This is a genomic window from Streptomyces sp. NPDC028722 (assembly GCF_040637655.1).
Lineage (GTDB): Bacteria > Actinomycetota > Actinomycetes > Streptomycetales > Streptomycetaceae > Streptomyces.
On the sequence record NZ_JBEZWU010000004.1, the window covers coordinates 401,846 to 426,466 of the forward strand.

General features: G+C 72.3%; 23 protein-coding genes. 6 read left to right on the forward strand and 17 right to left on the reverse strand.

Translation table 11 applies throughout. The features are described from left to right. Positions 1–203 precede the first annotated feature (203 nt). On the forward strand, positions 204–1,226 hold the full coding sequence (locus AB0F03_RS09455; RefSeq protein WP_361988143.1) for a phosphatase PAP2 family protein: 1,023 nt from the start codon (positions 204–206) through the stop codon (positions 1,224–1,226). A gap of 111 nt (positions 1,227–1,337) precedes the next feature. Here the strand turns inward: AB0F03_RS09455 and AB0F03_RS09460 are convergent, their stop codons facing one another. Next, positions 1,338–1,553: an I78 family peptidase inhibitor gene (locus AB0F03_RS09460; RefSeq protein ID WP_361988145.1), complete on the reverse strand. Its 216-nt coding sequence runs from the start codon at positions 1,551–1,553 to the stop codon at positions 1,338–1,340. Positions 1,554–2,013: 460 nt separating this feature from the next. On the opposite strand from AB0F03_RS09460, the gene ctaD reads away from it, so the two are divergent. After that, positions 2,014–3,696, forward strand: coding sequence for a cytochrome c oxidase subunit I (gene ctaD, locus AB0F03_RS09465; protein ID WP_361988147.1), 1,683 nt, complete (start codon positions 2,014–2,016; stop codon positions 3,694–3,696). A gap of 113 nt (positions 3,697–3,809) precedes the next feature. Here the strand turns inward: ctaD and AB0F03_RS09470 are convergent, their stop codons facing one another. Then, positions 3,810–4,535 (reverse strand): transglycosylase family protein, encoded by a 726-nt coding sequence (locus tag AB0F03_RS09470; protein WP_361988149.1) that lies wholly within the window; start codon positions 4,533–4,535, stop codon positions 3,810–3,812. A 543-nt stretch (positions 4,536–5,078) separates the two neighbouring features. Between AB0F03_RS09470 and AB0F03_RS09475 the strand changes: the two genes are divergently transcribed. After that, entirely contained in the window at positions 5,079–5,879 is an 801-nt protein-coding gene (locus AB0F03_RS09475; RefSeq protein WP_361988151.1) for a hypothetical protein, read from the forward strand. 67 nt (positions 5,880–5,946) lie between these two features. Then, positions 5,947–6,339, forward strand: a complete 393-nt coding sequence (locus AB0F03_RS09480; protein WP_361988153.1) for a hypothetical protein — start codon at positions 5,947–5,949, stop codon at positions 6,337–6,339. A 65-nt stretch (positions 6,340–6,404) separates the two neighbouring features. Here AB0F03_RS09480 and der read toward each other — a convergent pair whose 3' ends face one another. The 5 genes from der to aroH form a co-directional block, all read right to left on the reverse strand. Further along, a complete protein-coding gene (gene der / locus AB0F03_RS09485; protein ID WP_361988155.1) occupies positions 6,405–7,886 on the reverse strand; it encodes a ribosome biogenesis GTPase Der in 1,482 nt (493 codons plus the stop codon). 78 nt (positions 7,887–7,964) lie between these two features. Further along, the gene (locus AB0F03_RS09490) at positions 7,965–8,618 is read right to left on the reverse strand and encodes a lysophospholipid acyltransferase family protein (RefSeq protein WP_361988157.1); all 654 of its coding nucleotides are present in this window, start codon (positions 8,616–8,618) and stop codon (positions 7,965–7,967) included. Next, on the reverse strand, positions 8,615–9,310 hold the full coding sequence (gene cmk / locus AB0F03_RS09495) for a (d)CMP kinase (RefSeq protein WP_361988159.1): 696 nt from the start codon (positions 9,308–9,310) through the stop codon (positions 8,615–8,617). The genes AB0F03_RS09490 and cmk overlap by 4 nt, the downstream gene beginning before the upstream one ends. 99 nt (positions 9,311–9,409) lie before the next feature. Then, the gene (locus AB0F03_RS09500; RefSeq protein ID WP_361988161.1) at positions 9,410–10,495 is read right to left on the reverse strand and encodes a prephenate dehydrogenase; all 1,086 of its coding nucleotides are present in this window, start codon (positions 10,493–10,495) and stop codon (positions 9,410–9,412) included. Further along, the gene (gene aroH, locus AB0F03_RS09505) at positions 10,492–10,854 is read right to left on the reverse strand and encodes a chorismate mutase (protein ID WP_361988163.1); all 363 of its coding nucleotides are present in this window, start codon (positions 10,852–10,854) and stop codon (positions 10,492–10,494) included. The genes AB0F03_RS09500 and aroH overlap by 4 nt, the downstream gene beginning before the upstream one ends. 146 nt (positions 10,855–11,000) lie before the next feature. Here aroH and AB0F03_RS09510 point away from each other — a divergent pair, with 146 nt between their 5' ends. Together AB0F03_RS09510 and AB0F03_RS09515 are read left to right on the forward strand one after the other, a co-directional pair. Further along, on the forward strand, positions 11,001–11,492 hold the full coding sequence (locus tag AB0F03_RS09510) for a Rieske (2Fe-2S) protein (RefSeq protein WP_361988165.1): 492 nt from the start codon (positions 11,001–11,003) through the stop codon (positions 11,490–11,492). A 22-nt stretch (positions 11,493–11,514) separates the two neighbouring features. Continuing rightward, complete coding sequence (locus tag AB0F03_RS09515) at positions 11,515–12,300, forward strand: nucleotidyltransferase domain-containing protein (RefSeq protein WP_361988167.1); 786 nt, start codon at positions 11,515–11,517, stop codon at positions 12,298–12,300. Here the strand turns inward: AB0F03_RS09515 and AB0F03_RS09520 are convergent. The 10 genes from AB0F03_RS09520 to AB0F03_RS09565 all read right to left on the reverse strand — a co-directional run bounded on the left by AB0F03_RS09520 (position 12,265) and on the right by AB0F03_RS09565 (position 24,421). Beyond that, the gene (locus tag AB0F03_RS09520; RefSeq protein ID WP_361988230.1) at positions 12,265–13,290 is read right to left on the reverse strand and encodes an ADP-ribosylglycohydrolase family protein; all 1,026 of its coding nucleotides are present in this window, start codon (positions 13,288–13,290) and stop codon (positions 12,265–12,267) included. The genes AB0F03_RS09515 and AB0F03_RS09520 overlap by 36 nt on opposite strands. Before the next feature lie 75 nt (positions 13,291–13,365). Then, complete coding sequence (locus AB0F03_RS09525) at positions 13,366–14,430, reverse strand: pseudouridine synthase (protein WP_361988169.1); 1,065 nt, start codon at positions 14,428–14,430, stop codon at positions 13,366–13,368. A 12-nt stretch (positions 14,431–14,442) separates the two neighbouring features. After that, entirely contained in the window at positions 14,443–15,096 is a 654-nt protein-coding gene (scpB, locus tag AB0F03_RS09530) for an SMC-Scp complex subunit ScpB (RefSeq protein WP_361988171.1), read from the reverse strand. After that, positions 15,093–16,430, reverse strand: coding sequence for a segregation/condensation protein A (locus tag AB0F03_RS09535; protein ID WP_361988173.1), 1,338 nt, complete (start codon positions 16,428–16,430; stop codon positions 15,093–15,095). The genes scpB and AB0F03_RS09535 overlap by 4 nt, the downstream gene beginning before the upstream one ends. Before the next feature lie 18 nt (positions 16,431–16,448). Then, a complete protein-coding gene (locus tag AB0F03_RS09540; RefSeq protein WP_361988175.1) occupies positions 16,449–16,997 on the reverse strand; it encodes a hypothetical protein in 549 nt (182 codons plus the stop codon). Next, entirely contained in the window at positions 16,982–18,115 is a 1,134-nt protein-coding gene (locus AB0F03_RS09545) for a ParA family protein (protein WP_356821932.1), read from the reverse strand. The genes AB0F03_RS09540 and AB0F03_RS09545 overlap by 16 nt, the downstream gene beginning before the upstream one ends. 415 nt (positions 18,116–18,530) lie before the next feature. Next, positions 18,531–19,655, reverse strand: coding sequence for an alanine dehydrogenase (ald, locus tag AB0F03_RS09550; protein WP_361988177.1), 1,125 nt, complete (start codon positions 19,653–19,655; stop codon positions 18,531–18,533). A gap of 138 nt (positions 19,656–19,793) precedes the next feature. Continuing rightward, complete coding sequence (locus AB0F03_RS09555) at positions 19,794–21,869, reverse strand: tetratricopeptide repeat protein (protein WP_361988179.1); 2,076 nt, start codon at positions 21,867–21,869, stop codon at positions 19,794–19,796. Between the two features lie 168 nt (positions 21,870–22,037). Then, on the reverse strand, positions 22,038–22,664 hold the full coding sequence (locus AB0F03_RS09560; RefSeq protein WP_361988181.1) for an NUDIX hydrolase: 627 nt from the start codon (positions 22,662–22,664) through the stop codon (positions 22,038–22,040). A 110-nt stretch (positions 22,665–22,774) separates the two neighbouring features. Beyond that, complete coding sequence (locus tag AB0F03_RS09565; protein WP_361988183.1) at positions 22,775–24,421, reverse strand: CTP synthase; 1,647 nt, start codon at positions 24,419–24,421, stop codon at positions 22,775–22,777. Positions 24,422–24,621: the final 200 nt, after the last annotated feature.

The window sequence follows — 24,621 nt, forward strand, 5'->3', positions numbered from 1 at the left end:
CCGCGCCAGGACCGGGTTAACACATTCATAAGCGCCATATAAACAACACCCGGCATGATCTAAGGAATTGACACGGATGGCGTCCCTCGATTGCGGAATCCCTTGAATTCGGGCCGCCCTTGAGAGGTTTGCCACATCACATCGTCATCACAAAGCCGCTGTTTCGACCGGGGACCCAGCTCACTCGCTGTAACGTCGATTGGGTGCGTACCGAACGAAACCTCATCCGGCGTCTGGACCGGGTGTTCACCAGACTGGACCGTGAGCCGGAACGACCGGCTCACATCGATGTGCCGAGGATGAGCCGGCACCGGGTCGTCCTGTTCTCGGCGACCCTGGCTTTCTACCTGGCGATCGTGTGGGCCGTGGTGACCACCTCCTGGCTGGTCCGGCTGGACTGGCAGGTCATGTTCTTCCGGCCGTACCAGCAGTGGCCGCAGATCCACGCCTTCCTCGACTACTACGTGGTGCTCGGCCAGCGCGGCCCCACCGCCGTGATGGTCGCGGCCTGGCTCGGCTGGCGCTCCTGGCGGCAGCACACGCTCCGCCCGCTGCTGACCCTGGCGGCCTCGCTGCTGCTGCTGAACATCACGGTCGGCGCCGCCAAGCTCGGCATGGGACGGCTCGGTCCGCACTACGCGACCGTGATCGGCTCGAACGAGATGGGCCTGGGCGGCGATATATTTCCCAGCGGCCACACCGCCAACGCGGTTGTGACCTGGGGAATCCTGGCGTATCTGGCCTCCACCCCGAGAGCGCGCCGCTGGCTGTCGGCCCTCTCCGCGGTCACCTCGCTCGGTGTCGGCCTCACCACCGTCTACCTCGGTACGCACTGGCTGAGCGACGTACTCCTCGGCTGGGCCGCGGGCCTGCTGATCCTGCTCGCCCTGCCCTGGTTCGAGCCACTGATCGCCCGGGCCGAGCAGGGGATCTTCGTCCTGCGCGACCGGCTGCGCGCCCGCGGCGGCCTGCCCGTGCCGCAACCGGCCGTCCCGGTCCGGCCGGTGGCGCTCCGGCCGCGCGGCACCCCGGCGGAGCCGGCGCCGGTCCGCGAGCCGGTCTCCGCGACCCGGGCCTCCCGGGGCCCGGCCCACCTGGCCCCCGGGCCGCACACGGCCCGTTCGGAACGCACCCCGGTCACCCCGGTGGGCAGCCGCCGCCCGCCGCACGCCGACCGTCTCCCCCGCGGTACGTCCCAGCCGGCCCGCCCCCTGACAGGCGGCTGACGGCGGGAACGGCGCGGGGCCCGGTACGCACCACCACCCCGCGCCACGGCGAAGGCCCCGCTCCCTGACGAGGAGCGGGGCCTTCGCCGTGTCCGTGTCCCCGGCCCGGGGTCAGCCCTTCCAGGCGCGGGCCACCCGGCCGTCCCGCACCTCGAAGTTCAGCCGGCCCGCGCGGTACTCCATGGTGATGACCGCGCCCGGCGGCAGCGACCGTACCGACGGCCAGCCGCACTCGCGGGCGAGGCGCTCGGCGTGTGCGGCGTCGAGACCGACGTACCCGTCCGGACTGTCCTGGGGCTCCGCTGGCGGAGTGGGAATCGGTGCCATGCCGCCACGCTAGGCCGCATCCGGCGACGACGGAAGCGGGCACAGCAGGGTAAGAGCCGTATCCGGTTCCGGTCACACCTCTGTCACAGCCTCGCGGCCCGGTTTCAGCCACCCTGACATCGGCTACATCACGGCCGGACGTCACCCGAACGGGCGTTTCCGTTCGGCTTACCGGGGTAATCGAGCCGAATTCACGCGTGTCGGCGGACGGCTTCGAATTTCCCGGCGGAAAGTGCCCCCGTGGGGGATCGGGGCGGGCCCGCGGCGCGATTCCCCGGCAATCCTGCGCGACGCCACAGAAGCTGACGCCGCATAGGAGATTTCACGGATTCAGCACACAACCGCCGTACGCCCCCTGCCGGGCGCACGGCCCGGCGAGCGGCAGGACGGCGGCTCGCGGGCCCGCGCGCCGCGGGCCGCGGCGGGCCCGGGCGCGACGACGCGAAGGGGCGAGCGAGCGATGGGGACCGAGGTCGCGGGGACGACGGCAGGACCGGTGCGCAGCGGCCGGGGCGGCCGGCTGGTCGTGGAGTGGCTCATCACCACCGACCACAAGAGGATCGGTCATCTGTACCTGATCACGGGGTTCTGCTTCTTCCTGGCCGGCGGGGTCATGGCCCTGCTGATGCGCGCGGAACTCGCGCGGCCGGGACTCCAGGTCATGAGCAACGAGCAGTACAACCAGCTGTTCACGCTGCACGGCACGATCATGCTGCTGCTGTTCGCCACCCCCAGCTTCGCGGGCTTCGCCAACGAGCTGATGCCGTTGCAGATCGGCGCGCCCGACGTGGCGTTCCCCCGGCTGAACATGCTGTCGTACTGGCTGTTCACGTTCGGCGGGCTGATCGTGGTGAGTTCGCTGCTGGTGCCGGACGGGCCGGCCGACTTCGGCTGGTTCGCCTACGCGCCGCTCAACGACTCCGCCCACTCCCCCGGCCTCGGCCCGGATCTGTGGATCATGGGTCTGGCGCTGTCCGGCTTCGGGACGATCCTCGGCGCGGTCAACTTCATCACCACCATCATCGGGATGCGCGCACCCGGCATGACGATGTTCCGGATGCCGATCTTCACCTGGAACACACTGTTCACGTCGATCCTGATCCTGCTGGCCTTCCCGGTGCTGGCGGCGGCGCTGCTGGTGCTGGAGGCGGACCGGCGGTTCGGCGCCCGGGTGTTCGAGGCGGCCGATGGGGGTCCGCTGCTGTGGCAGCACCTGTTCTGGTTCTTCGGGCACCCCGAGGTGTACATCATCGCGCTGCCGTTCTTCGGGATCGTCACGGAGATCATCCCGGTGTTCAGCCGCAAGCCGATCTTCGGCTATCTGACGCTGGTCGGCGCGACCATGACGATCACCGGGCTGTCGGTGGTGGTGTGGGCGCACCACATGTTCGCCACCGGCGCGGTGCTGCTGCCCTTCTTCTCGTTCACGTCGTTCCTCATCGCGGTGCCGACGGGCGTGAAGTTCTTCAACTGGACCGGCACGATGATCAAGGGGTCGCTGTCCTTCGAGACGCCCATGCTGTGGTCGCTGGGCTTCCTGGTGACGTTCCTGTTCGGCGGGCTGTCCGGGGTGATCCTGGCGTCGCCGCCGCTGGACTTCCACGTCACGGACTCGTACTTCGTGGTCGCCCACTTCCACTACGTCGTCTTCGGCACGGTCGTCTTCGCGGTCTTCGGCGGCTTCTACTTCTGGTGGCCGAAGTTCACGGGCCGGATGCTCGACGAGCGGCTCGGCAAGATCCAGTTCTGGACCCTGTTCACCGGGTTCCACACCACCTTCCTGGTGCAGCACTGGCTGGGCGCCGAGGGCATGCCCCGCCGGTACGCCGACTACCTGGCGGCCGACGGCTTCACGGCGCTCAACACGGTCTCCACGATCGGCGCGTTCCTGCTGGGCGTGTCCACGCTGCCGTTCCTCTACAACGTCTGGACGACGGCCGTGCACGGCGAGAAGGTCGAGACCGACGACCCCTGGGGCTACGGCCGTTCCCTGGAGTGGGCGACCTCCTGCCCGCCGCCCCGGCACAACTTCGTCACCCTGCCCCGGATCCGCTCGGAGTCCCCGGCGTTCGACCTGCACCACCCGGAGTACGCGGGCCAGGCCCCGCAGCCCGAGCCGAAGCGGCATCAAGCCGGTTCCTGATCCTGCGGACCGCCGCGCCGGCGGTCCGCGGCAACGCGCGGACGCGGACAGCCGCTGTCCCCGCCGGGACAACGGCTGCCTGCCGCGGGCGGCCCGGGCTCAGCGCGCTGGGCTCACAGCGCGAGGCGCTGGCCGGGCACGATCAGGTCGGGGTCGGTGCCGATGACGGCCTTGTTGGCGGCGTAGAGCCGCTGCCAGCTGGTTCCGTACCGGGCGGCGATGATGCTCAGGGTGTCGCCCTCGCGGACCGTGTAGTCGCCGCGGGACGCGCTGCGGTTGGTGGCGGCCGCCGGGCGTTCCGGTGTCGCGGCCGGGGCGGACGGCGTCGTCACGCTCCTCGGCGTCGCGGTGTGCCGGGCCGGGCTGTTCCCGGTCGAGCCGCTCCCGGTTCCGCCGCTGCGGGGCGCGCCGCTCCGGGAGGACGTGTCCGAGGCGGTCGCCGGGGCGGTGCCGGCGGCTCCGGCGCGGACCGAGCAGACCGGCCAGGCACCCCAGCCCTGGGCGCCCTGGACCTTGGTGGCCACGGTGATCTGCGCGCTTCTGGAGGCCTGGTCGGCCGTCGGGGCGTAGGCGGTGCCGCCGTACGCGCGCCAGGTGCCGGCGGAGAACTGGAGCCCGCCGTAGTAGCCGTTGCCGGTGTTGATGTGCCAGTTGCCGCCGCTCTCGCACTGGGCGATGCGGTCCCACACCCCGTTGTCCGCCGCGGCGGCGTTGCCGGTCGCGGCCAGCAGTCCCAGCGGGGCCAGCAGGGCGGCTCCGGCCAGCGCGGCCGTCGTACGGCCCTTGCGGGTGCTGTCGGGCCGGTCGGTGTTGCGGGTCGTATCGGCACAGTCGGACATGTGGTTCCCTCTCCACGAACCCGGGCTCCCCCGGACGGAGCGCGTCGTGCCGCGTATGGCCGCGGTTCGTCGCGCCCGCCCCGTCCGCCACCGCCGGTGCGGCGTTCGTGCTCTGCCTGATGCCGGTCTGCGGACGTACCCGAGCGGTGCTCGTTGCACACGGCGGAGGAATGTAGGGAGGGCGGGCCTCCGGAATCAACCAACTCCCCGTCGCTCCAGGCCAGTTGACTGTTACCGGAGGTAGCGGCGATTTCCGGACACCCACCTCATCCGCTTATTTCCGGACGAGTCGACCACCGGGCCGAGCGAGCTGTGACCCACCTCACCCGATCACGCCCCCTCTCCGGGTGTCATTCTCACGGACGGCAATTCCTCACGCACGGTGCGTGACGGCGCGTGGCAGTCAGTGCGAACCGGTGGCCCGCGGGGCGTGACCCCCACCACAGGACACCCGTTGTCTTCTTCATGAGCCCGGAACCCCGGGGCTCATCGGCCGGGAGCCACCCGGCCGACCCCCAGCACCGCATTCCGAGGGAGCCACCCGTGCCGCGCATGCTCGACGTCAGTGACGCCGTACGCGCCGAGATCGGCGACGAAGAAGCCGACCGGCTGCTCGCCGGAGAGAACGCCCCGGGCAGTTACGACTGCACGTCCTGCCGCACCCCGGGCCACTCCGAGCAGGAGCGCACCAGCACCGTCCTGTTCGTCGGCGACGAGACCGCCGTCCTCGCCTTCGCCCACGCCGGGTGCCTGCCCTCGCAGGTCGTCCAGGTCACCGAGGAGCAGTTGCAGGGCGCCGTCCGGTCCATCGGTGCCGCCGGTGAGATGACCGGTGCCGGCGCCGCGGGCGCGTCGCACACGACCGTTCCCGAGCAGGCGGTACTCGGTGTGACCAGCGGACTGGTGCTGATCGACGGGGAGTTGCACCCCGCGCTCGTCGTCGAGCCGACCTCGGCGATCGCGCGCCCGGGCACCACCGGAACCGGCGACGACTTCCTTCCGCTGCTCGTCGAGCAGGGCTTCCTGCCGGTGACCGAGCTGGCGTCCGTCCCGCCGGTGCTGCACGGCTGGTCCGTCCTGCTGGCCGTGGGGCAGCTGCACGCGGTGCTCCAGCCGTCGGCCAACGGGGGCCAGCCGGTGGCCTGGTGGCAGGCGCACCAGCCGCTCCAGGTGACCGACAGCTGGCGGGCCGCCGCCAACAAGCACCAGCAGGTGCTCCTGTTCGCGGCGCCGGTGGGGTCGATCGGGCGCCAGCCCCGGGAGGACCTGCTGCGCGGCGCGCTGGACCGGGCCGCCGCCCACGGCAGGCTGGTCGCCGCGGCGCTTCCGCTCGCGGGTACGTGAGGCCGCCCGGGACGTCGTACGACCGCGTCGGCCGCATCCCTTTGCGCGGCCGGTCGTTTGGACATACGTGCACGCATACGACACTCCTCCCCGCCGGTCCTTCTCCTCCGTGCCGTCCGCCCGGACGGCCCACGAACCGTCCGGCGGACCGTCGGCCACGCCGATCTACGACTCGCTCTACGCGGAGTGGGTCAGGACCTTCCGCACACTGCCGGGGGACCGCAGCGGCGAGGAGGAGCTGAGGTTCAGTGCCTTCGGCGACTTCTCCGACGGCACGAGCGCGTACGGCGGCCACCGCGCGGGGTCGTTCAGCAGCTCCTACAGCGCCTACAGCGCGGGGGCCTACAGCGCCCGGCAGCAGTCGCAGTGGCAGCGGATCGGCACGCTCGGGCGGCAGCAGGACACCGGCATGCACCACGGTCCCGCCGCCCTGCCGCCGGGACCGCGCCGGGGCGCGTGAGGGACCCGTGAACGGCGAGGGGCGCCCCCTGGAGAGCCAGGGGCGCCCTTCTCGTCGTACCGCCGTCACTTCTTCTTCGCGCCGCGCTTCTCGCGCACCCGCACCGACAGGTGGATCGGGGTGCCCTCGAAGCCGAACTGCTCGCGCAGGCGGCGCTCGATGAAGCGCCGGTAGCCCGCCTCGATGAAGCCCGACGCGAAGAGCACGAACCGCGGCGGCTTGGTGCCCGCCTGGGTGCCGAAGAGGATGCGCGGCTGCTTGCCGCCCCGGACGGGGTGCGGGTGGGCCGAGACCAGCTCGCCGAGGAAGGCGTTCAGGCGGCCCGTGGGGACGCGCGTCTCCCAGCCCGCCAGCGCCGTCTCGATCGCCGGGACCAGCTTCTCCATGTGCCGGCCGGTGCGGGCCGAGACGTTGACCCGGGGCGCCCAGGCGACCTGGGCCAGCTCCGTCTCGATCTCCCGCTCCAGGTAGTAGCGGCGCTCCTCGTCGAGGGTGTCCCACTTGTTGAAGGCGAGGACGATCGCGCGTCCCGCCTCGACGGCCATGGTGACGATGCGCTGGTCCTGGACGGAGATGTTCTCGGAGCCGTCGATCAGGATGACCGCCACCTCGGCCTTCTCCACGGCGGCCGCCGTGCGCAGCGAGGCGTAGTAGTCGGCGCCCTGCTGGAGGTGGACCCGCTTGCGGATGCCCGCCGTGTCGACGAACTTCCAGGTGACGCCGCCCAGCTGGATCAGCTCGTCGACCGGGTCACGGGTGGTGCCCGCCAGCTCGTTGACGACGACGCGCTCCTCGCCGGCCACCTTGTTCAGCAGCGAGGACTTGCCGACGTTCGGGCGGCCGATGAGCGCGATGCGGCGCGGGCCGCCGACGGCGGTGCCGAAGGTCTGCTCGGGCGCCTCCGGCAGCGCCTCCAGGACGGCGTCCAGCATGTCGCCGGTGCCGCGGCCGTGCAGGGCGGAGACGGGGTGCGGTTCGCCGAGGCCGAGCGACCACAGGTAGGTCGCGTCCGCCTCACCGCTCGGGCCGTCGACCTTGTTGGCGCACAGCACGACCGGCTTGCCCGCCTTGCGCAGCAGCCGGACGACCGCCTGGTCGGTGTCGGTCGCGCCGACCTTGGCGTCGACGACGAAGACGACCGCGTCGGCCGCCTCGATCGCGTACTCGGCCTGCGCGGCCACGGAGGCGTCGATACCGAGGACGTCCTGCTCCCAGCCGCCGGTGTCGACCACCTTGAAGCGGCGGCCGGCCCACTCGGCCTCGTAGCTGACACGGTCGCGGGTGACGCCCGGCTTGTCCTCGACGACCGCCTCGCGACGGCCGATGATCCGGTTCACCAGGGTCGACTTGCCGACATTGGGGCGGCCGACGACGGCGAGCACGGGCAGCGGGCCGTGGCCCGCCGCCTCGATGGCGCCCTCGACGTCCTCGATGTCGAAGCCCTCTTCCGCGGCGAGCTGCATGAACTCCGCGTACTCGGCGTCGCCGAGCGCCCCGTGCTCGTACTCGTGCTCGGCCGAGCCGTCGGGCTGGATGTCGTCGTTCATGAAGTCCGTACCTCGTCGTTCATTCGTGGTGATCGGTGGAGCGGCCCTCCGTGGGCTGATCCACTACTCAAGTGTCGCCTAGCGCCCGGTCAGGCGCCTGGCGTTTTCCAGGTGGCTGGTGAGCCGTTTGCGGATCCGCTCGGTCGCCTCGTCCAGCGCGCCGCGCGTACGCCGCCCGCTGCCGTCGCCCGCGTCGAACGGGTCACCGAAGACGACGTCGATCCGCGAGCGCAGCGGAGGCAGCGCCTTGACCAGCCGTCCGGGCCGCTCGGAGCTTCCCAGTACGGCGACGGGCACGATCGGCGCCCCGCCGCGGACCGCGAAATAGGCCAGCCCGGCGCGCAGTGCGGCGAAGTCGCCCTCGCCCCGGGTGCCCTCCGGGAAGATGCCCAGCACTCCCCCGGCCGCCAGCACGCCGAGGGCCTGGGTGATCGCGGTGCGGTCGGGGAGGGCGCGGTCCACCTTCAGCTGGCCGATGCCGGTCAGGAAGGGGTCCAGCGGGCCGATGAACGCCTCCTTCTTGATCAGGAAGTGCGTCGGCCGGGGCGCCACGCCCATGACCATGGGGCCGTCGACGTTGTGGGAGTGGTTCACCGCGAAGATCACCGGGCCGGTCGCCGGCACCTTCCAGGCGCCCAGCACCCGCGGCCGGAACAGCCCGTACATCAGGCCGACGCCGATGCGCCGCCCGATCTCGGCGCCCCGCTCCGAGGGGACCGGCGGACGGCTCACTTCCCGGCCCGCTTCTCCTCGACCAGGGTGACGACGCACTCGATGACCTGGGCGAGGCTCAGTTCCGTGGTGTCCACCTCGACCGCGTCGTCGGCCTTGGCGAGCGGCGAGGTCTTGCGGCTGGAGTCGGCCGCGTCCCGCTTGATCAGGGCCTCGCGGGTGGCGTGGACGTCGGCGTTCTTCAGCTCGCCGCTGCGGCGGGCCGCACGGGCCTCCGGGGAGGCGGTGAGGAAGATCTTCAGGTCGGCGTCCGGCAGGACGGTCGTACCGATGTCCCGGCCCTCGACCACGATGCCGTGCTCCGCGGCGGCGGCCAGCGAACGCTGGAGCTCGGTGATCCGGGCGCGCACCTCGGGGACCGCGCTGACCGCGCTGACCTTGGAGGTGACCTCCTGGGTGCGGATCGGGCCGGCCACGTCGACGCCGTCGACCGTGATGGCCGGGTGCGCCGGGTCGGTGCCGGAGACGATCTCCGGCTTGCCGGCGACGGCGGCGACGGCGGTGGGGTCCGCCAGGTCGATGCCGTTGTTCACCATCCACCAGGTGATCGCCCGGTACTGGGCGCCGGTGTCCAGGTAGCTCAGGCCGAGCTGCGCGGCCACGGCCTTCGACGTGCTCGACTTGCCCGTGCCGGACGGACCGTCGATCGCGACGATCACGGGCTTGGGCGTCGGGGCGGCGCCGTTTTCCACGGGAGGGCACCTTCCTGGTGAAGGGTGGTGGGCTGGGGGCGGGACGCGAGGGCGCCCCGCACAAGGTTACTGGCTCGCGGCAGGCGCCCTCACCGGGCTCTACTGCCGCAGGGCCCAGCCCCGCTCGCGCAGCGCCTCCCTCAGCGCCGCCGCCGCCTGCGGCTCGACCATGAGCTGGACGAGGCCGGCCTGCTGTCCCGTCGCGTGCTCGATGCGCACGTCCTCGACGTTGACGCCCGCCTGTCCCGCGTCCGCGAAGATGCGGGCCAGCTGTCCGGGCTGGTCGTCGATGAGGACGACGACGGACTCGTACACGCGGGGCGCGCTGCCGTGCTTGCCCGGCACCCGCACCTGGCCGGCGTTCCCGCGGCGCAGCACGTCCTCGATGCCGGCGCTGCCCGAGCGGCGCTTGTCGTCGTCCGCGGACTGGAGGGCGCGCAGCGACCGCACGGTCTCGCCGAGGTCGGCGGCGACGTCGGACAGCAGGTCGGCGACCGGCCCGGGGTTCGCGGAGAGGATGTCGATCCACATGCGCGGGTCGGAGGCGGCGATCCGGGTCACGTCCCGGATGCCCTGCCCGCACAGCCGTACGGCGGCTTCCTCGGCGTGCTCCAGGCGTGCGGCGACCATGCTGGACACCAGGTGGGGCATGTGGGAGACGAGGGCGACGGCGCGGTCGTGGGCGTCGGCCTCCATGACGACCGGGACGGCCCGGCAGTACGAGACCAGCTCCAGGGCGAGGTTGAGCACCTCGGTGTCGGTGTCCCGGGTCGGGGTGAGCACCCAGGGCCGGCCCTCGAAGAGGTCGGCGGTCGCGGCCAGCGGGCCGGACTTCTCCCGGCCGGACATGGGGTGGGTGCCGAGGTAGGCCCTGAGGTCGAGGCCGGCCGCCTCCAGTTCGCGGCGGGGGCCGCCCTTGACGCTGGCGACGTCCAGGTAGCCGCGGGCCACGCCCCGGCGCATGGCGTCGGCGAGCACCCGGGCGACGTGGGCGGGCGGGGCGGCCACGATCGCCACGTCGACCGGGCCCTCGGGTGCCTCGTCGGTGCCGGCGCCCAGCGCGGCGGCCGTACGGGCCTGGTCGGGGTCGTGGTCGGCGAGGTGGACGGTGACACCGCGCCGGACGAGGGCCAGGGCGGCGGAGGTGCCGATGAGGCCGGTGCCGATGACGAGTGCGGTTCTCACTGGGCGATGTCCTTGCGCAGACCGGCCGCGGCGCCGAGGTACACGTGGGCGATGCCGGCGCGGGGCGTGTCCGACTCGACGTGGGCGAGGATCCGCACGACGCGGGGCATGGCGCCCTCGACGTCCAGTTCCTGGGCGCAGATCAGCGGGACGTCCACGAGGCCGAGCCCGCGGGCGGCGGCGGCCGGGAAGTCGCTGTGCAGGTCGGGGGTGGCCGTGAACCAGATGCTGATCAGGTCGTCGGCGGTCAGCCCGTTCCGTTCCAGGACGGCGGTGAGCAGGGTCCCGACCTGTTCCTCCATGTGTCCGGCCTCGTCGCGCTCCAGCTGGACGGCCCCCCGGACCGCTCGTACCGCCACGGTGCTGCTCCTCGCTGACAGGCGTGTCTGTTCTTGGTCCGTCCAGCGTAGTCAGCCCGCGCGGGGCGTACGTGCGCCGCCCGGTCACTGAGACGATGCGGACGTACCGGTATCCACCGTTTTGACGTCCAGCACGGAGGCGTGACATGACCCAGCCCTCGACCCGGCGCACGGTTCTGGCTTCGAGCGCGGGGGCGCTCGCCCTGGGATGCGTGGGATGCGGCGGCGGCAAGAGCGACAACGGCTCCTCGTCGTCCGCCTCCCCCACCGGCGCCGCCGGCGTCTCCCCGTCGCCCGTCTCCTCCGCGGGCGCCGCCAGCGGCTCCCCGTCACCCTCCTCGTCCGCCGGCGGTGCGGAACTGACCAGAACCGGCGACATCCCGGTGGGCGGCGGCAAGGTGTTCGGCGACCGGAAGATCGTCGTCACCCAGCCGTCGAAGGGCGAGTTCAAGGCCTTCTCGGCGATCTGCACGCACCGCGGCTGCACGGTGGACAAGGTCGCGGACGGCACCATCGACTGTCCCTGCCACGGCAGCAGGTTCCACGTCGCCGACGGCTCGGTGGCCCACGGCCCCGCGACCCAGCCGCTGCCCGAGAAGCCGATCACTGTGCGGGGGCAGTCGATCCAGCTGGCCTGAAGGGCCCGCGTAGGCTCCGGGGATGCAGCCGCAGGATCTCGTACGCGATCACACGGTCTACGCCTGTGTCATGGGCTCCCGTGCCTTCGGCCTGGCCACGGACGCCAGCGACACCGACCGGCGGGGGGTCTTCCTCGCTCCCACCCCGCTGTTCTGGCGGTTCGAGAAGCCGCCGGCGCATGTGGAGGGGCCGGGTGAGGAGCGGTTCTCCTGGGAGCTGGAACGGTTCTGCGAGCTGGCGCTGCGCGGCAACCCGAACATCCTGGAGTGCCTGCACTCCCCGCTGGTGGAGCACGCCGACGACACCGGCCGCGAACTGCTGTCCCTGCGCGGGGCCTTCTTGTCGCTCCGGGCCTACGACACGTTCACCGGCTACGCCCTCGGCCAGCGCAAGAAGCTCGACGCCGACGTCCGCGTCACGGGCGCCCCGCGCTGGAAGCACGCGATGCACCTGCTGCGGCTGCTGGCGAGCGCCCGGGACCTGATGCGCACCGGCGAACTGCGGGTCGACGCCGGCGACCGGCGGGAGGCGCTGCTCGCGGTGAAGCGGGGCGAGGTGCCGTGGGCGGAGGTGGAGCGGCGGATGGTCCGGCTGGCGGCCGAGGCCGAGGCGGCCCTGCGGGGCAGCCCGCTGCCGCCGGAGCCGGACCACGCGCGCGTGGCCGGCTTCCTGTACCGGGTGCGCCGGGCGTCGGCCCTCCGGGCGGAGCCGGACCACGAGGCCGCGCGGGGTCTCCCGGGCGCGGGTCACGTCGGTGCAGACCCCGCGGATTCACGCCGGAGTGCCGGCCTCGGCGTCCCAGACTGATCCCAGGGCCAGCAGGTCCGCCCGGTACTCGATCCGCCCGGCCCACTCGGCGGGCCAGGCGCCGGCGCCCAGCTGGGCGCCCGCGAAGGCGCCGGTGAGGCAGGCGATGGAGTCGGAGTCACCGGCGGTGCAGGCGGCCCGGCGCAGGGCGGTGACGGGCTCGTCCGGGAAGAGCAGGAAGCACAGCAGCCCGGTGGCGAGGGCCTCCTCGGCGATCCAGCCCTCCCCGGTGGCCAGGCAGGGGTCGCTCTCCGGGGAGACGGTCCGTACGGCGTCCCGGAGGCGGTCGAGGACCGCCAGGCACTCGTCCCAGCCGCGGGCGATGAACTGCTCGGGGCCGGGGTCCTCGGCGCGGGTCCACAGGTCGCCGAGCCAGCCGTGGTGGTAGCGGGTGCGGTGGTCCAGGGCGTACGCGCGCAGGGCGCCGACCAGTTCCGCCGGGCCGGTGCCCCGCGCGAGCAGGTGGACGGCGTGGGCGGTGAGGTCGGAGGCGGCCAGCGCGGTGGGGTGGCCGTGGGTGAGCGCGGCCTGCAACTGGGCGGCACCGGCACGCTGTTCGTCGCTCAGGCCGGGGGCGAGGGCGACGGGGGCGACGCGCATGTTGGCGCCGCAGCCCTTGGAGCCGATCCGGCTGGCGTCCTGCCAGGGCCGGTCGGGCTCCGTGAGCAGGGCGCACGCCCGCAGACAGGTGCCGCCGGGAGCGCGGACGTTCTCCGGTGACCGGTACCAGTCCACGAACTCCTCGCGCAGCGGCCGCTCCAGCCGCCGCGGCGTGAGGTCGCCGCGCTCCATGGCCGTCCGCAGGGCGCGGCCGACGGCGAGGGTCATCTGGGTGTCGTCGGAGACCAGCGCGGGCCGCGCCGGCTCCAGCGTCCGCCAGGGCCCGTAGTCGGCGAGGATCGCCGGCACGGTCTTGAACTCGGTCGGGTAGCCGAGGGCGTCCCCGAGGGCCAGGCCCAGGAGTGCGCCGGTCGCGACTCGTTCGGACACGCGGTTCACGCGGTTCACCATCCCCTTTATCGTCACTATGACAATAAACGGGGATGGTGATCACGGCAAGGCGCTCTAGAGGTCGACTTCCTTCATGAGCATGCCGACCTCGGTGTTCGACAGGCGGCGCAGCCAGCCCGACTTCTGGTCGCCGAGGGTGATCGGGCCGAAGGCGGTGCGCACCAGCTTCTCGACCGGGAAACCGGCCTCGGCGAGCATGCGCCGCACGATGTGCTTGCGGCCCTCGTGCAGGGTCACCTCGACCAGGTAGTTCTTGCCGGTCTGCTCGACCACCCGGAAGTGGTCCGCGCGGGCGTAACCGTCCTCCAGCTGGATGCCGTCCTTCAGCTGCTTGCCCAGGTCGCGCGGGATCGGGCCGACGATCGCCGCGAGGTAGGTCTTCTTCACGCCGTACTTCGGGTGGGTCAGACGGTGCGCCAGCTCGCCGTGGTTGGTGAGCAGGATGACGCCCTCGGTCTCGGTGTCCAGCCGGCCGACGTGGAAGAGCCGCGTCTCACGGTTGGTGACGTAGTCCCCGAGGCACTGGCGGCCCTCCGGGTCCTCCATGGTGGAGACGACACCGGCGGGCTTGTTGAGCGAGAAGAACTGGTACGACTGCGTCGCGACGGTCAGGCCGTCGACCTTGACCTCGTCGCTCTCCGGGTCCACCCGGCGGCCCTGCTCGGTGACGATCTCGCCGTTCACCTCGACCCGGGCCTGCTCGATCAGCTCCTCGCAGGCCCGCCGGGAGCCGTAGCCCGCACGCGCGAGCACCTTCTGGAGGCGCTCGCCCTCCTGCTCCGCGCCCGGGAAGGTCTTGGGCAGCTTGATGTCCGGCTTCCCGGCGTACCGCTCCCGGTTGCGCTCCTCCACCCGCGTCTCGTACTCACGCGAGCGCGCGGGCGCCGTACGGCCGCCCTGCTGGGGCCGCTTGGGGCCGCCCTTGGAGCCACCGCGCGCGGCGCCGCCCCGGCCCGCCTTGGGGCCGTCCTTGGTGGCCCCGGGGCCCACGTCGTAGCGGCGCTCCTCGGGGCGGGGCTTGCGGGGCCGGCCCTGCCCCTGCTTGTCGTCCCTGCTGTTGCCGGCACCGCGGTAGTTCCCGCGTCCGCCACCGCTCTTGCCGCTGCCGCTGCTTCGCATCAAAGTTCCGTCTTAGTCGTCTGCGTCGTCGTCTGCGCCGGGCGCGTCGGGCGCGTCCGGGTCGAACGACGGGACTCCCTCCTGGGTCTCGGCCTCGATCGCCTCCGCCTCCGGGAGGAAGGGCGCGAGTTCCGGAAGCTCGTCCAGGCCACGCAGGCCCATCCGCTCCAGGAAGTAGTTCGTCGTCCTGTACAGGATCGCACCTGTTTCGGGTTCCGCGCCCGCCTCCTCGACCAGACCTCGCTGAAGGAGGGTGCGCATCACGCCGTCGCAGTTCACTCCGCGCACCGCGGAGACGCGGCTGCGGCTGACCGGCTGGCGGTAGGCGACGACCGCCAGGGTCTCCAGCGCGGCCTGGGTGAGCCGGGCCGTCCGGCCGTCCAGGACGAGCCGTTCGACCGCGGGCGCGTAGGCGGCCCGGGTGTAGAAACGCCACCCGCCGGCGACGAACCGCAGCTCGAAGCCGCGGCCCTGCGCGGTGTACTCGTCGGCCAGCTCCCGCAGGGCGTCCGCGATGCTCCGCTTCGGCCGCTCCAGGAGCCGCGCCAGCTGCTCCTCGGTCGCGGGCTCGTCCACGACCATGAGCATCGCCTCCAGGGCGGGCCTGAGGTCGAGGCCGGCGGCGGTCCGGGGTCCCGCGGGGGGTTCCGCTGTCTCCTCGCTCATGCCTTCTTCTCCTCGGGCTTCTCCTCGGGCCGCTCCGGCGGCCGGTCGAACTCGTCGGTGACCAGGGGTGCCGCTTCCGCGTCGCCGGTCCAGCGCACGAGCAGCCGGCCGAGCGCGGTCTCCTGGTCCAGGGCGACGGCCTTCTCCCGGTACAGCTCCAGCAGGGCCAGGAACCGCGCCACGACCGTCAGGGTGTCACCGGTGTCCTCGACCAGCGTCCGGAAGTCCGCCTCGCCCAGTTCCCGCAGCCGGGCCACCACGATCCCGGCCTGCTCCTGCACGCTGACCAGCGGGGCGTGGATGTGGTCGACGTAGACCTGCGGCCTGGGCCGGGGCTGCATCGCCTTGACCGCCAGCCTGGCGAGACCCTCGGGGCCGATGCTGATGACGACCTCGGGCAGCAACTCGGCGTGCTGCGGTTCGAGGCCGACGGTACGGGGGTAGCGCCGGGCCTCGTCGTCGAGCCGCCGGTCGAGGATGCCGGCGATCTGCTTGTACGCGCGGTACTGGAGCAGCCGCGCGAACAGCAGGTCCCGCGCCTCCAGCAGCGCCAGGTCGCCCTCGTCCTCCACCTCGGCGGCGGGCAGCAGCCGGGCCGCCTTCAGATCGAGCAGCGTGGCGGCCACGACCAGGAACTCGGTCGTCTGGTCCAGGTCCCAGTCCGGCCCCATGGCCCGGATGTGGGCCATGAACTCGTCCGTGACCCGGGACAGGGCGACCTCGGTGACGTCCAGCCGATGCCGGGAGATCAACTGGAGAAGCAGGTCGAAGGGCCCTTCGAAGTTGGCAAGCCGCACCGTGAAGACCCCGTCGGAGGGCTCGGGGGGCGCGGAGGACTCGGCGGACCGGTGCGGTGCGCAGGACTCGGCCGGCTCGGCGGGCGCACGGGGCGCCGAGGGCGGCGCGGGCTCATGCGGCTCGGCGGAGTCACCAGGACCACGGGGCTCGGTGGGCCCATGCTCGGCTGGCTCACCGTGCACCGTGGGCTCATGGGGCTCTGCGGGCGCACGCTCGGCAGGCTCATCGGATGCCGGGGGCCCGTGCGGCCCGGCCGGCCCATGGAGCACAGCGGACTCGGCAGGCTCGCCCGGTGCCGAGGGCTCGTGCGGCCGGGGCGGCCCGGGGGGTACGGCGGGCTCGACGGGCTCACGCGGCGCCTGGGGCTCGTGCGGCTGCTGGGGGGTTCCCGGTGCGGGAGGCGCCGGGGCTTGCGTGGTCCCTGGCGGTTCGGCGCCGGGGGTCCGGGGGGCGTTCTCCGGTCCGCCCGGACCCCGCCCCAGCGCACGCCGGCGGCCGGCGGCTGCGCCGGGGACGGGGGCGTCGTTCGAGGTCATGGCCTCCGCAGGCTACCGCTACCGCCCGCGCAGCCGTCGTACGAGGATGCTCGCGTCCCCGCGGGACTCCAGGTCGGCCAGGACCACGGCCACCGCCTCGCGGACGATCCGGCCGCGGTCCACCGCGAGCCCGTGCTCACCGCGGAGCACGAGCCGGGCGTGCTCCAGGTCCATCAGTTCCTCGGCCGAGACGTACACGGTGATCTTCTCGTCGTGCCGCTCGCGCCCGCTGGGCCGCCGGGACGCCGCCCGCCCGCGCTTGCGCGGCTGCCCGGCGGGATCGACACCTTCCTGCGCCTCCTGCCGCCGCGCCGGGCGGGTGCGGGACTCGCCGGACCCGGACGGCTCGGCCTCGGCCGCCGCGTGCTCCGCACCCTCTCCGTCACCGCCCTGGACGGGCACCGACTGGGGTCCGTCCTCGGCGGCCGTCTCGTCGCTCTCCCCCGCGGGAGCCGGCACCCGGGCCTCACCGTTCGCCCCGCGCCGGGTACCGGACGGCTGGAGCGCCGTCCCCCCCGTCGTACGGAACAACTCGTCGGCCCCGGGCAGACTCACTCGGCGTGACACCGGGCGAGCACCTCCCTGGCGAGCTGGCGATAGGCGGCGGCACCTACGGAGTTGGAGGCGTACGTGGTGATCGGCTCACCGGCGACCGTGGTCTCCGGGAAGCGGACCGTGCGCCCGATGACCGTGTGGTAGACGTGGTCGTCGAACGCCTCGACGACACGTGCGAGCACCTCACGGCTGTGCACGGTTCTCGAGTCGTACATCGTGGCGAGGATGCCGTCCAGTTCCAGCTCGGGGTTGAGCCGCTCCTGGACCTTCTCGATGGTCTCGGTCAGCAGGGCCACACCGCGCAGGGCGAAGAACTCGCACTCCAGCGGCACGATCACCTTGTGCGCGGCCGTCAGGGCGTTGACGGTCAGCAGGCCGAGCGAGGGCTGACAGTCGATCACGATGTAGTCGTAGTCGGGCAGGAGCGGCTTCAGGGCCCGCTGGAGCGTCGACTCGCGCGCGACCTCGGAGACCAGCTGGACCTCGGCGGCCGACAGGTCGATGTTGCTGGGCAGCAGGTCCATGTTGGGGACCGCCGTCTTCAGCAGGACCTCGTCCGCGGACATGCCCCGCTCCATGAGCAGGTTGTAGACGGTGAGGTCCAGCTCCATCGGGTTGACGCCGAGACCGACCGACAGCGCGCCCTGCGGGTCGAAGTCCACGAGCAGCACGCGCCGGCCGTACTCCGCGAGCGCGGCACCCAGGTTGATGGTCGACGTGGTCTTGCCGACGCCACCCTTCTGGTTGCACATCGCGATGATCTTCGCGGGGCCGTGGTCGGTCAGCGGGCCCGGGATCGGGAAGTACGGCAGCGGGCGGCCGGTAGGGCCGACGCGCTCACGGCGCTGGCGGGCAGCGTCGGGCGCGAGCGTGGCCGCGTACTCCGGATCGGGCTCGTACTCGGCGTCGGGGTCGTAGAAATGCCCCTCGGGCAGGTCGTCGTAGTCGGCGAGTTGGTTGTGGGGCGCGCCACTTCCGTCGCCGGCCATGGCGTTCACGTGATGGCCATCCATGCTCTGGTGTGCTGTCCGGTCCGCCTGCGGATCCGGACTCTGGTGGGCTGCGAAGGTGCGCACAGCTACGGAGCCGACAGCCTCGAATCCCGTGGGGTCCTGGCCCCGTACCGGCATTCCTGGTTGACCACCCCCGGGAGAAAATGTCGACTCATTCACAAGTCGTCTTACCTCCTTGGTGACCAGGAAACTTCTAGACAAGGTCAGCGTGGCACCATGCCGACGGTTGGCGACTCTATGGCGTGTCGGCGGTCCGCAGCAACACAATCCGCCGGACCCGGCAGGATGTGTCGGCAATGAAACATCCCTCTGTCAAGGGCTCACGGCCGTCGCACGGCAGGTTTCACCGGTGTGCGAATCGGTCGAAGGGTTACGTTCGAGGCGAGTTGACCGAGTGCCGCAAAGTGACCATACACACATCCGGCCGGACCTTGTCGGGCAAGGTCCGGCCGGGTGCGCGCGGTTGACGAGTCGTGTTGACGAATCGCCTTTTGCCTGGCGGTGACTTGGTGACCCGCCAGGTCGGGAGGGGTCAGCCGAGCAGGGCGGTCAGCTCGACGTGGTCCAGGCCGTGGGCCTCGGCGACCTCCTTGTAGACGACCTTGCCGTCATGGGTGTTGAGGCCCTTGGCGAGCGCGGCGTCCCGGCGCAGCGCCTCGGCCCAGCCGTTGTTGGCGAGCGAGACGATGTACGGCAGCGTGGCGTTGGTGAGCGCGTTGGTGGAGGTGTTCGGCACCGCGCCCGGCATGTTGGCCACGCAGTAGAAGACCGAGTTGTGGACCTGGAAGGTCGGCTCGGCGTGCGTGGTGGGACGGGAGTCCTCGAAGCAGCCGCCCTGGTCGATCGCGATGTCGACAAGAACACTTCCGGGCTTCATGCGGGACACCAGCTCGTTGGTGACCAGCTTCGGGGCCTTGGCGCCCGGGATGAGGACCGCGCCGATGACCAGGTCGGCGTCGAGGACGGCCTTCTCCAGCTCGAAGGAGTTGGACATGATCGCCTTGACCTTCGTGCCGAAGATCCGGTCGGCCTCGCGGAGCTTGTTGATGTCGCGGTCCAGCAGGGTGACGTCGAAGCCCATGCCGACGGCGATCTGGGTGGCGTTCCAGCCGGAGACACCGCCGCCGATGACGACGGCCTTGGCCGGGGTCACGCCCGGGACGCCGCCGGGGAGCACGCCACGGCCGCCGGCCGCGCGCATCAGGTGGTAGGCACCGACCTGCGGGGCCAGGCGGCCCGCGACCTCGGACATCGGGGCGAGCAGCGGCAGGCCGCGGCCCGGCAGCTCGACGGTCTCGTAGGCGATGGCCGTGGTGCCCGACTCCAGCAGCGCGTCCGTGCACTCCTTGGAGGCGGCCAGGTGCAGGTAGGTGAAGAGCGTCTGGTCCTTGCGGAGGCGGTGGTACTCCTCCGCGATCGGCTCCTTGACCTTGAGCAGCAGGTCGGCGGCGGCCCACACCTCGTCGGCGGTGTCGAGGATCGCGGCACCGGCGGAGACGTACTCCTGGTCCGTGATGGAGGAGCCGAGGCCGGCGCCCCGCTCGATGACGACCTGGTGGCCGTTGCGCACCAGCTCGTGCACGCCGGCGGGGGTGATGGCCACCCGGAACTCGTTGTTCTTGACCTCGCGGGGGATGCCGACCTTCACGTCGATCACGGTCCTTGGCTCAGAGGGTATGGGGGGTGCATTGCATGACATACCCAGGCATGCAGGGCACACCGGGAGACACCGCAGGAGAACGAGCGGCAGAGCCAGTCTAATGAAGGCGTTCCGGCTGTCTAGCCTTTCATTACATCAATCTTCGTCGGATGAGCTGCGGATTTCGCAGGCGTCCGCGTCCTTTTCCTGGCCTGTGCCGTCCTCGGGCGGCTCCTCGACCAGCATGCGCTCCGCCGCGGCGCGGTGCAGGCGGGCCGCCGCCGGGTCGCCGATCCGGTCCAGGGTGTCCGCCAGCCGCAGCTCCAGCGCGGCGTGCAACCGGACGTCCTCGGCGCGCCGGGCCCAGTCCACGGCCTCCTGGCAGGTGCGCAGCGACTCCTCGGGCCGCCCCGCGTACTCCTGCACCCGGGCGATCTCGCTCAACGCCCTTGCGCTCGCGGCGACATCACCGCTCCTGCGGTAGCCGGCGAGCGCGGCCCGCCAGTTCCGCAGCGCCTCGCCGTACCGGCCGGCGTAGGTGTGGGTGGTGGCGATCCGGCCGTAGAGCCGGGCGGCCTCCGGGCGCTCCCCCCGGGCCAGCCGCTCGGCCAGGGCCCGGCCGAACCAGTCCGCGGCCCGGTCGTAGTCGCCCACCTCCTGGTACGCCCCGCCTACGGATTCCATCGCGCGGCCGGTCGCGTACGGGTCGTTCGCCTCGCGGCCGGCCTCCAGGGCCGCCCGGTAGCGCACCAGGGCGTCCCGGGTACGGCCGGTCTGCGCGTCCAGATCGCCCAGATTCAGCAGGGCCGCCGCCTTCTCCCGGGGCAGCCCGCGCCGCTCGGCGACATCGAGGACCAGGCCGTGGACGCCGTACAGGTCGGGCGCGGCGGCCTGGGTGCCGACATGCGCCGCGATGGCCCTGACCAGCTGGGACAGCAGCCGCCTCGCCAGGGTGTCCAGCTCTCCGTCGGCCACCGCGAGCCGGGCGGACGCCAGCAGGGCGGGCCGCCGGATACGCAGCCAGTCGGCCGCCGCCCGCGGGGTGGGGAAGCGCACCTCCCGGGGCATGGCGCTCAGCTTCTCCCGGGCCTGCGGGCTGTCCGTCTCGGTGATGACCCGGCAGGAGTGCAGCAGCCGCACCGTCCGCTCCAGCATCCGGGCCCGGGCCAGCTGGAGCTCCGCGGGCCGCTCCTGGCCGGCGGCGAGAACGCGCAGCAACGGGTGCAGCCAGCCGGGGACGTCGTACTGGGGCAGCGGGGAGTCCACCGCGCGCAGCAGGCCGAGGGCGACGAAGTCCTCCAGGACGGCGCGGGCGGCGTCGACCGAGCAGCCGGCCAGGGAGGAGGCGGTGTGGGGGTCGACCAGGCCGGCCGGGGCGAGGCTGAGCAGGGGCAGTATCCGGGCGCCCTGACCGGGCAGCTGTTCGTACACGAGCCGCAGGACACGGGCCGTCGGGCCGGCGTCCGCGCCGTCGCCGCCGTCGTCACTGTCCGCGTGCATCCGCTTGGCGAGGTCGGCGACGGCGGCCTGGGGCCTGGCCGCCAGCCAGCCGCCGGCCAGGACGAGCGCGGCCGGGTGTCCTTGGCAGGCCTCGGCCAGACTCTCCGCGGAGCGGGGGTCGACGGTGACGCGGACCGTGCCGGCGTAGCGGGTGAGCAGCTCCACGGCGGACTTGGTGTCCAGCCCGCCGAGCGTGCAGGGGCGGACGTCGGCGATGCCGGTGAGCGGGCCGCCGGAGACGGCCACCGCCAGGCAGTCCGGGGCGTCCGGGAGCAGCGCGTCGACCTGGTCGGCACCGGCGGCGTCGTCCAGCAGGAGCAGCATGCGCCGGCCGGCGAGGGCGCCGCGCAGGGCCGCGGTGAGGTCGTCCTCGGCGGCCCCGGCCGGTGCGGGCAGACCCAGGGCGCCGAGCAGGTCGCGGGCGGCCCGTTCGACGGGCACCGGCGTGCCGTCGGGTTCGCTCAGCCGGGCCCGCAGCACCCCGTCGGGGTAGCGGCCGGCGACCTGGCGGACGAGTTCCTCGGCGAGGCTGGTGCGGCCCGAGCCGGGGCGGCCCGCGATGAGGAGCACGCGCGCGCGAGGGGCCTTGCGGCCGGAGAGCGTGTCCAGGCCCGCGCGCTCGATGTCGGCGCGCAGTTCCTTCAGCTCGCGTGCGCGGCCCAGGAAACGGTCCCGCGTGACCGGGCGCGCGGCCGGCCGCACCTCGCCTGTGTCCACCGCCTGATCCGTCACGGGCCACGCTCCCGTCCCACCGCACGCGCAAAGCCCGCCGGTGTCTTCCGGTACGGGCGTTTTGCAGAGCCTAGTTCACGCTCTGCTACCTCCCGGGAGGAGCGCGGCGGACGGATCGCCCGATCGGATCAGGCGATCGTCACACCACTGCGCCGGACGGATGACGGCTCAGGAGGTGAAGGGACGCGCGGGCCACGGGGCGTCGGCCGGGCGCAGCGCGTCCAGCCCGTCCCCGCCGCGGGCCGCCACCAGGGAGAGGACCCCGACGACGAGGCAGTTGTTGTGCACGTCCCCGGCCAGCACCCTGCGCACCAGTTCCTCGACCGGCACGCGCGCGTGCTCCATGTCGGTCTCCTCGTGCTCCGCCGCGAAGCGCTGCTGATCGGCCTCGGACAGGTTCCGGGCGAGGAAGATCCGTACGGCCTCGTCGCACCCGCCGGGGGTGGTGTAGACGTCGGTCAGCACCCGCCAGTCACCGGCCTTGACGTGCGCCTCCTCGTACAGCTCCCGCTGGGCGGCGTGCAGCGGGTTCTCGCCGGGCACGTCCAGCAGGCCGGCCGGGATCTCCCACAGCCGGTGCCGGACCGGGTGCCGGTACTGGTTGATGAGCAGGACCCGGTCCTCGTCGTCCAGGGCGAGGACGGCGACCGAGCCGGGGTGGACCTGGTAGTCACGGCCGGCCACCGAGCCGTCGGGCATGACCACGTCGTCCGTGCGGACGGAGGTCTTGCCGCCCACGAAAGGGGTGTCCGTCGCCCGGATCTCCCACTCCTCGGGGGTGTCCTTGATCGTCATACCCTGTCCTTCCGACGTGCGCACAGAGAAAACCGGGGTGCCCACCTGTCGAAGGTGGGCACCCCGGCCACCGTACAACCGGTGTCCTGCTCAGCGATCTTCCGCGCGTCTCAGCCCTGCTGGCGCTCGACGGCCGCCTTCACGAGGCCGGCGAAGAGCGGGTGCGGGCGGGTCGGGCGCGAGCGCAGCTCCGGGTGCGCCTGGGTGGCGACCAGGTAGGGATGGACCTCCCGCGGGTACTCCACGTACTCGACGAGCTTGCCGTCCGGGGAGGTGCCGGAGAACAGGATGCCGGCCTTCTTCTCCAGCTCCGCGCGGTAGGCGTTGTTCACCTCGTAGCGGTGGCGGTGGCGCTCCTCGACGTACTCCCGGCCGTCGTACACCTCGCGCACGATGGAGTCCTCGGCGAGCTTGGCCGGGTACATGCCCAGCCGCATCGTCCCGCCCATGTCGCCCTCACCGGCGACGATGTCCATCTGCTCGGCCATGGTGGAGATGACCGGGTGGCCGGTGGCCGGGTCGAACTCGGTGGAGTTGGCGTCCGGGATCCCGGCCAGGTTGCGGGCCGCCTCGATCACGATGCACTGGAGGCCCAGGCACAGGCCGAGCAGCGGGATCCGGTTCTCGCGGGCGAAGCGGATGGCACCGACCTTGCCGAGCACACCGCGGTCGCCGAAGCCGCCGGGGATGCAGATGCCGTCGACGTCACCGAGCTGGGCCTGGGCGCCGGCCGGGGTCTTGCAGTCGTCCGAGGTCACCCACTTGATCTTCACCCGGGCGCGGTGGGCGAACCCGCCGGCCCGCAGCGCCTCGGTGACCGAGAGGTAGGCGTCGGGCAGGTCGATGTACTTGCCGACCAGCGCGAGGGTGATCTCGTGGTCGGGCCGGTGCACGCGGTCGAGCAGGTCGTCCCAGGTCGTCCAGTCCACGTCGCGGAACGGCAGGTCCAGCTTACGGACGACGTAGGCGTCCAGGCCCTCGCCGTGCACGGTCTTCGGGATGTCGTAGATCGAGCGGGCGTCGGGGCACGCGACCACCGCGTCCTCGTCGACGTCGCACATCAGCGAGATCTTGCGCTTGATGGCCGTCGGGACCTCGCGGTCGGAGCGCAGCACGATGGCGTCCGGCTGGATACCGATGTTCCGCAGGGCCGCGACCGAGTGCTGGGTCGGCTTGGTCTTCAGCTCGCCCGAGGGGCCGATGTACGGCAGGAGCGAGATGTGCACGACGAAGACGTTGTCCCGGCCGACCTCGTGGCGGACCTGGCGGACGGTCTCCAGGAACGGCAGCGACTCGATGTCGCCGACGGTGCCGCCGACCTCGGTGATGACGACGTCGACCTCGTCGGTCGCCATGCGGCGGATGCGGTGCTTGATCTCGTTGGTGATGTGCGGGATGACCTGGACGGTGTCGCCCAGGTACTCGCCGCGGCGCTCCTTGGCGATCACCGTGTTGTAGACCTGGCCGGTGGTGACGTTGGCGCTGCCGTCCAGGTCACGGTCGAGGAAGCGCTCGTAGTGGCCGATGTCCAGGTCGGTCTCGGCGCCGTCGTTCGTGACGAACACCTCACCGTGCTGGAAGGGGTTCATCGTGCCCGGGTCGACGTTCAGGTACGGGTCGAGCTTCTGCATCACGACACGCAGGCCGCGAGCCTTGAGCAGCATGCCCAGGCTGGAGGCCGTCAGCCCCTTGCCGAGCGAGGAGGCGACACCCCCGGTGACGAAGATGTGCTTGGTCGTCGTGGATTTGGAGGGCATGGCCAAGAGGGGGCTCCCGTGGTCGCTGTCTGTGATGCGGGGCGGCTGCCGGACGGGAAGGGCCCGGGGTGCCGTCGCTGCGGTTCGGGGGTTCGTCGCCCACCGCTCCACGGGCTACCAGCGTATCAGCGCCCGGACGGGATGGCTCCCGGGCACCCTCCGCGCACACCCGGGCACAGGCCGCTCCGTCACGTACGTCA

Bases quoted from the DNA above. Each gene is read 5' to 3' on its own strand.
- AB0F03_RS09460 (WP_361988145.1), bottom strand. From the start codon at position 1,553: ATGGCACCGATTCCCACTCCGCCAGCGGAGCCCCAGGACAGTCCGGAC.
- ctaD (WP_361988147.1), top strand. From the start codon at position 2,014: ATGGGGACCGAGGTCGCGGGGACGACGGCAGGACCGGTGCGCAGCGGC.
- AB0F03_RS09470 (WP_361988149.1), bottom strand. From the start codon at position 4,535: ATGTCCGACTGTGCCGATACGACCCGCAACACCGACCGGCCCGACAGC.
- der (WP_361988155.1), bottom strand. From the start codon at position 7,886: ATGAACGACGACATCCAGCCCGACGGCTCGGCCGAGCACGAGTACGAG.
- AB0F03_RS09510 (WP_361988165.1), top strand. From the start codon at position 11,001: ATGACCCAGCCCTCGACCCGGCGCACGGTTCTGGCTTCGAGCGCGGGG.
- AB0F03_RS09515 (WP_361988167.1), top strand. From the start codon at position 11,515: ATGCAGCCGCAGGATCTCGTACGCGATCACACGGTCTACGCCTGTGTC.
- AB0F03_RS09525 (WP_361988169.1), bottom strand. From the start codon at position 14,430: ATGCGAAGCAGCGGCAGCGGCAAGAGCGGTGGCGGACGCGGGAACTAC.
- scpB (WP_361988171.1), bottom strand. From the start codon at position 15,096: ATGAGCGAGGAGACAGCGGAACCCCCCGCGGGACCCCGGACCGCCGCC.
- AB0F03_RS09535 (WP_361988173.1), bottom strand. From the start codon at position 16,430: ATGACCTCGAACGACGCCCCCGTCCCCGGCGCAGCCGCCGGCCGCCGG.
- AB0F03_RS09545 (WP_356821932.1), bottom strand. From the start codon at position 18,115: ATGCCGGTACGGGGCCAGGACCCCACGGGATTCGAGGCTGTCGGCTCC.
- AB0F03_RS09560 (WP_361988181.1), bottom strand. From the start codon at position 22,664: ATGACGATCAAGGACACCCCCGAGGAGTGGGAGATCCGGGCGACGGAC.
- AB0F03_RS09565 (WP_361988183.1), bottom strand. From the start codon at position 24,421: ATGCCCTCCAAATCCACGACGACCAAGCACATCTTCGTCACCGGGGGT.